A 6212-nucleotide genomic window follows, 5' to 3' on the forward strand; every position below is an offset into this window, starting at 1 on the left:
GTGGGCCGCGTCGTGCCGGTAGCGCGGCGGACCCAGCAGGGCGGCGGCCACCCCATCATCCACCAGCAGCGTGTTCGGGGGCACAACGTCCGGGGACTGGGGGTCAGGCGCAGCCGTGCCGGGGGCGATGCCTGATGCCGGGCCAGTCGGGCCAGTCTGTCCAGTCGGGCCCGCATGCCCCCCGGCCTCCAGCCGCAGCCGGGCCAGCTTGCGGCACAGCCTGGCCAGTTCCCGCTCCAGCCCGCGCACGCCCGCCTCGCTGGTGTAGTCGTTGATGATCCGCGCAAGGGCTCCTGGCGTCACCTGCGGATAGGGCGCGGTCAGCCCGTGTTCGCGCAGTTGGCGGGGCAACAGGAAGCGGGTGGCGATGTCCAGTTTGTCCGCCTCTGCGTAGCCGTGGAACTCCACCACCTCCATGCGGTCCAGCAGGGGGCCGCGCAGCCGCTCCACTCCGTTGGCCGTGGCGATGAACAGCACCTGCGAAAGGTCGAAGGGAATCTCCAGGTAGCGGTCCACGAAGCGGGCGTTCTGCTCCGGGTCCAGCACCTCCAGCAGGGCCATGGCCGGGTCGCCCTTGGCGTCCTGTCCCACCTTGTCGATCTCGTCCAGCATGAACACCGGGTTGCGTACCCCCGTGGTGCGCAGGGCCTGGATGATCCGCCCCGGCATGGCTCCCACATAGGTGCGCCGGTGGCCGCGCAGTTCCGCCTCGTCGCGCAGGTCGGCCAGCGACATGCGGTAGAAGCGCCGCCCCAGTGCCTCTGCCAGCGCCCGGCCCACCGAGGTCTTGCCCACGCCGGGCGGCCCGGTGAAGCACAGTACCGGCGCGCGCGACGAAAGGCCCTGCGTGCGGTCGGCAAGGGCCTCGCGCACGGTGGCGCGCAGTTCGGCGATGTCGATGGGCTTGGAAAGGTACTGCACCGCGCCGGTCTTCAGGGCCTGCACGGCGGTGTCCACCGTGGCGTAGCCGGTCACCACCACGATGCGCGTATCCGGAGCCACCCGCCGGGCCGCCTCCATGAGCTGCATGCCGTCCATGCGGTCCATCTTCAGGTCGGTGACGATGCAGTCATAGCGGCGCTGCGCCAGGCGGGCCAAGGCCTCTTCGCCGTTGGCCGCCGTGTCCACCGCATACCCTTCGCGCGCCAACACGTGGGCCACGTTGTCGCGGGCGATGGGTTCATCGTCCACCACCAGCACGGCGGCGGGCTGGGTGGCGCACAGCACCCGAGCGGCCAGATGCTCCAGCACACGTTCACGCACCTGGCCAAGGCCCGCGTGGCTGGCGTCGAACACCGCCGCCGCGCGCGCAAGGTCCAGACTGTCGCGGGTAAGGGCGTTCCACGGCAGTTCCAGCAGGCATTCCACGTAATTGAGGGCGATGGCGTTTTCCGGCGCGGCTGCGTCGGTCTTTTCCATGCGGCCAATTTCCGCCTCCAGCACCCCGCGCACCGCATCGGGCAGATCCGCCGCCGCGCATCTGGCGCGCAGGCCGGTGGGGTCTGGCTGATCGGATTGGGCGGGCTGACCGGATTGACCCGCCGCGTCGGATGCGTCTGGCGGGGTGTCCCCGCCCTGCCGCCGAAAAAAGATCATGCGCGCCTCCTCGCATTCCCTTTGGGCTGACCGGCATCACTGTTGCGGAGTGAAGCACCGTTGCATTTCGCAACGCTGTGCTTTTTTTCACGAACCCGCGCGAAACCGGCCTGTTACGCGGACTGGTAGCAGTTGGCGTTGCACTTTGCAACACCATGAGCACGCCGCCCGCAGGTTTGTATAAATAAACATCAATAATAAAATCAGATAATTACCCACAAAATCGCATTCTGGCACGGCACTTGTTTATGCGTGAACACACACAAACCGCGAGGAAGCAAAATGGGAACCATCCGCGAATCGATCGAGTCGGCATTTGTCGCAGTGGCCTTTGCGGAACGGAACCGGCCGGACGAGGCCGTGTGGCAGCTGCGCGGCGGTGACGATGCCGCCCGCCAGACCGGGCAAGCCCGCCACACGGAGGCGAGCCAGCCCTCCGCAACTCCCGCAACTGGTGCCCAGTCCCGCACCGCAACCGCCGGGCAACGCCAGCGCCCGGTGCTGAGAGCCGAGTAGCATGCCTTTGCTCCATCGTTCACGGGCGGCCCGCCTCTTTCGCGCAACCGACCACTCACCCGCCCGCACGTTTTTTCCGGAGGTCGCCCATGCCCGGTAGATGGTTTCGTCGCATCGCCCCTGGCGGTGACGCCGGGCAGGGCGACATCCGCATGCGTTCCACCACCGCCGTGCGGATGGAGGAACGCCTGGCCGACTACGCCGAGGCCCTGGCCCTGGCCGAGGCGGGCGAACAGCTGCTGGCCGGGGCGGTGATCCGCCGGGGCGGGGCCCAGGTCCGCCGCATTCTGGTGCTGGGGCACGGCTGCGGCCTGTCATCGCGCCTTGCGGGCTACGCCCTGAGCCTTGCCGGTCGCATGGGCAGCGGCCTGTTGTTCCTGCACGTGGGCGATGCATCCCACGACGCCTACCGCCGCGCGGCCTTTGAACGGCAGGCGCGGGCGGGGGCCCTTGAATGGGTGGAAGCGGCGCGTGCGCGGGGCATGGCTGCCCTGCACGAGGTGCGCTTCTCCCCGGCCGGAAGGCCGGACCACGCAGTGGAAGAAGCGGCGCGCGCCCATGGCCGCGTCGAGTTGATCCTGAGCGAACCGGAAGAGAGCGAACTGATGCGGGGCCGCACCGGCCTTGCGCTGTTCACGGTGGAATGAGGGCGACCGCCCTCGACAACCCCCGCCAACGGGGACAACGGGCCGTCACGCAGGCGGCGCCACCACACGGGAGTTAGCAATGGCAACGCAAACCGCACGCAAGCCCTGGGGCAAGACCATCGTCTTCGGTATCTTGTCCGCCGCCCTGTACGCAGGGGTGTTCGCCTTCGCGGACACCATCGCCGCCCATTTCGCCCAGGGCTCGTACTGGGCAGCCGGGCCCATCGCCACGGTGTTCCTGTTCTCGTACGTGCACGGCGAATTCACCGGCAACCTGTGGAGCGTGCTGGGCATAGAAGCCACCCGCAAGGCCGCCCGCCCGACGGAAACCGTCAGCAAGCCCGCCACCGTCCGCCCGGCCGCACGCCGCGCCACGCTGAACGCCTAGGCGACACCGAAGGAGAGAACCATGGATATCCTTACCCTGGACCCCACCAAGTTCATCGACCTGACCGCGTCGGGCATCTGTTTCCTGTTCATCGTCGGCTTCATCGGCGGGCTGGTCAGCGGGTTCATCGGCTCTGGCGGGGCCTTCGTGCTGACCCCCGGCATGATGAGCCTGGGTGTGCCCGGCACCGTGGCCGTGGCCAGCAACATGTGCCACAAGTTTCCCAAGGCGCTGGTGGGGGCCATCAAGCGCTTCCGCTACGGCCAGGTGGACGTGAAGCTGGGTCTGGTCATGGCGGCGTCCGCTGCCGTGGGCGTGCAGATCGGCATCCGCATCCAGCAGGTCATTCTGGAAAAGTGGGGCCAGGTCGGGTCGGACCTGTACGTCAGCCTGTCCTTCGTGGCGGTGCTGGTGCTGGTGGGCGGCTATGTCATGCGCGACGCGCTGCGCTGCGCCCGCTGCGGCGGCGTGGAAACCACCGCGCCCCTGGCCCTGCGCCTGCAGGCCATCGAACTGCCGCCCATGATCACCTTCCGCCGCTCCGGCATCCGCATTTCGCTGTGGTTCACCCTGCCCGTGGGCTTCGCCACCGGCATGCTGGCCGCCACCATCGCCGTGGGCGGGTTCGTCGGCGTGCCCGGCATGATCTACGTCATGGGCGTGCCCGGCCTGATGGCTTCGGCCACCGAACTGGTCATCGCCTTCGTCATGGGCCTTGGCGGCTCCATCAACTGGGCCATGCACGGCATGGTGGACATCCGCCTGGTGCTGATCATCCTCGGCGGTTCGCTGCTGGGCGTGCAGTTGGGTGCCATCGGCACCACCTACGTGCGCGAGCACATGATCAAGATGGTCATGGCCGTGATCATGCTCATCGTGGCCGTGAGCCGGGGCATTGCCCTGCCGCGCTACCTGGTGAAGCTGGGCCTGATGGACATGTCGCCCGAAATGCTCGACGTGCTGGGCAAGATCAGCTTCGCATCCATGTGCCTGGCCCTGCTGACCGGCGCGGTGATCATCCTCGGCAGCATGTGGAAGGGCCGCATTGCCGCGAGGGAGGAGGCGCATGGGCAGGCTTGAACGTCTGCTGGTGCCCGTCACCGGCGATGAGCATTCCCTGTACGCGCTGGACCAGATTCTGGAGTTCGCCGCCACCCGCAAGTGCCGGGTGGCGGTACTCTCCGTGGTGCCGCCCTACACCGGCGACCTTGGCTCCAGCGCCCTGGCGGACCTGAAGCGCCTGCTGCGCCAGCCCAGCGAACTGGCCCTGGCACGTGCCCTGGAAATGGCCAACGCGCGCGGCATGGACATCGACTGCCTGTGCGAGGAGGGCGAGCCCTTCGAGGTCATCGTGGACACGGCCCGCAGGCTGAAGGCCGACCTCATCGCCATGGGCGTGGCCGACCGTTCCGCCCTGGGGCGGCTGGTGCGCGGCAACGTGCCGTTGCGCACCATCGGCCACAGCGAGCGCGACGTGCTGCTGGTGCCGCAGGGCGCGGTGCTGGGATTCGGCTCCATCCTGCTGGCCACGGACGGTTCGCGCTACTGCACCTATGCCGCCGTCACCGCGCTGCAATTGGCGCGCGAACATGATGCAGACCTGCATGTGCTGTACGTGGCCGATCTGGCCTTTCCCGATTCCGCGGAAGGGCTGCTGGCTGCGGACATGGAAATGGAGCACGGCAGGGCCGTGGTGGAGGCCATTGCGGCGCGGGCCGCGCAGGAAGGGGTGCGGGCGCGCGGCCACGTGGCCCAGGGCGAAGCGGCGGAGCGCATCCTTGCCACGGCCAAACGGCTGGGCGCTGAGTGCCTGTTCATCGCCTCGCACGGCAAGGGGGGCCTGGCCCGACTGCTGCTGGGCAGCGTGGCCGAGGAAGTGGTGGCCAGTTCGCACATTCCGGTCTACGTGGCCGTGCGGGACCGGCTGAGGCGATAGGCGCGCCCGGCATATTCAGCGAATTTCGATCAGGCCGCCCCCTGCCAACTGCAAAAGGCAGGGGAAAAGGGCCGCGTGGTGGGCATGGCACGCCCCCACGCGGCCCTTGTGCGTGCGGAAAGGAAGAGCGGAGGGAAATGAGAAGGTACGGCTAGCCGGATGCCCGCGCCGTTTCCGGTGCGGATGCCGCATCCGGCGCGTCGGCAGAGGTCTGGTCAGGGTTCTGGTCCGGACTTTCGGCGGGCGTGCTCACCAACTGGTCGCGGCGCAGCAGGGCCGGGAACAGGCGCATCCACAGCAGGGCCACCACAATGGTGCCCACCCCGCCCAGCACCACCGAAGCCGTGGCGCCGAACCACGCGGCAGTAACCCCGGACTCGAATTCGCCAAGCTGGTTGGATGTGCCGATGAACACCGAATTCACCGCGCCCACCCGGCCACGCATCTCGTCCGGCGTTTCCAGTTGCACCAGGGTCTGGCGCACCACCACGCTGATCATGTCGCAGGCGCCCAGCATGGCCAGCGCGGCCATGGACAGGGGAAAGCTGCGCGACAGCCCGAAGGTGATGGTGGCCACGCCAAAGCCCACCACCCCGGCAAACAGCCGCCGCCCCACCCGCCGCCGCATGGGCACGCGGGCCAGGTACACCGACATGCACAGCGCGCCCACCGCAGGGGACGCGCGCAGCAGGCCGAGGCCCCACGGCCCGGTGTGCAGGATGTCGCTGGCGTAGATGGGCAGAAGCGCCGTGGCCCCGCCCAGCAGCACCGAAAAGAGATCCAGACTGATGGCCCCCAGAATGACCGGGTTGCCCCGCACGTAGTCGATGCCCCCGAACAGCGAGCGCAGGGTCATGGGGTCGCGCCTGGTCGCCGTGTCCGGTCGGCGGACAAGCAGGATGGCCACACACGCCGTCAGAAACGCCACGCCGCACACCCCGTAGCCCACCTGCGCCCCGGCGGCGCACAGAAAACCGCCCAGTGCGGGTCCGGCGATGATGGACGCCTGGCGCAGCCCGGCGCCAAAGGCCAACACGCGCGGCAGCACCATCACCGGCACCAGGCCGGGCAGCAGGGCGCTCATGGCGGGCTGCTCGAAGGCGCGCGCCGCGCCGGTCAGAAAGGCCCC

The 6212-nt window shown here is 68.7% G+C and carries 7 protein-coding genes; 5 read left to right on the forward strand and 2 right to left on the reverse strand.

Annotated elements, in window-relative coordinates:
• Positions 1-1596: response regulator (locus tag FVW27_RS05630; RefSeq protein WP_167123462.1), on the reverse strand; the 1596-nt coding region annotated here is incomplete at its 3' end.
• Positions 1597-1956: 360 nt separating this feature from the next.
• Here FVW27_RS05630 and FVW27_RS05635 point away from each other — a divergent pair.
• From FVW27_RS05635 to FVW27_RS05655, 5 genes are all read left to right on the forward strand, one after another.
• Positions 1957-2112: a hypothetical protein gene (locus FVW27_RS05635; RefSeq protein ID WP_243838233.1), complete on the forward strand. Its 156-nt coding sequence runs from the start codon at positions 1957-1959 to the stop codon at positions 2110-2112.
• Positions 2113-2201: 89 nt separating this feature from the next.
• On the forward strand, positions 2202-2759 hold the full coding sequence (locus tag FVW27_RS05640; protein WP_167123465.1) for a hypothetical protein: 558 nt from the start codon (positions 2202-2204) through the stop codon (positions 2757-2759).
• A gap of 79 nt (positions 2760-2838) precedes the next feature.
• A complete protein-coding gene (locus tag FVW27_RS05645; protein ID WP_167123467.1) occupies positions 2839-3147 on the forward strand; it encodes a hypothetical protein in 309 nt (102 codons plus the stop codon).
• A 21-nt stretch (positions 3148-3168) separates the two neighbouring features.
• Positions 3169-4227: a sulfite exporter TauE/SafE family protein gene (locus FVW27_RS05650; RefSeq protein WP_167123469.1), complete on the forward strand. Its 1059-nt coding sequence runs from the start codon at positions 3169-3171 to the stop codon at positions 4225-4227.
• Positions 4214-5083 carry a universal stress protein gene (locus tag FVW27_RS05655; RefSeq protein WP_167123471.1) on the forward strand — a complete coding sequence of 290 codons (870 nt, stop codon included), beginning with the start codon at positions 4214-4216 and terminating at the stop codon, positions 5081-5083. The genes FVW27_RS05650 and FVW27_RS05655 overlap by 14 nt, the downstream gene beginning before the upstream one ends.
• Before the next feature lie 151 nt (positions 5084-5234).
• Here FVW27_RS05655 and FVW27_RS05660 read toward each other — a convergent pair.
• Positions 5235-6212 (reverse strand): MFS transporter (locus FVW27_RS05660; RefSeq protein WP_167123472.1); only part of this gene is annotated, 978 nt, incomplete at its 5' end.

This window comes from Nitratidesulfovibrio liaohensis, from assembly GCF_011682075.1.
Classification (GTDB): Bacteria; Desulfobacterota; Desulfovibrionia; order Desulfovibrionales; family Desulfovibrionaceae; genus Cupidesulfovibrio; species Cupidesulfovibrio liaohensis.

Excerpts from the sequence above, each read along its gene's own strand:
- FVW27_RS05645 (WP_167123467.1), top strand. The coding sequence starts at position 2,839 with ATGGCAACGCAAACCGCACGCAAGCCCTGGGGCAAGACCATCGTCTTC.
- FVW27_RS05640 (WP_167123465.1), top strand. The coding sequence starts at position 2,202 with ATGCCCGGTAGATGGTTTCGTCGCATCGCCCCTGGCGGTGACGCCGGG.
- FVW27_RS05650 (WP_167123469.1), top strand. The coding sequence starts at position 3,169 with ATGGATATCCTTACCCTGGACCCCACCAAGTTCATCGACCTGACCGCG.
- FVW27_RS05655 (WP_167123471.1), top strand. The coding sequence starts at position 4,214 with ATGGGCAGGCTTGAACGTCTGCTGGTGCCCGTCACCGGCGATGAGCAT.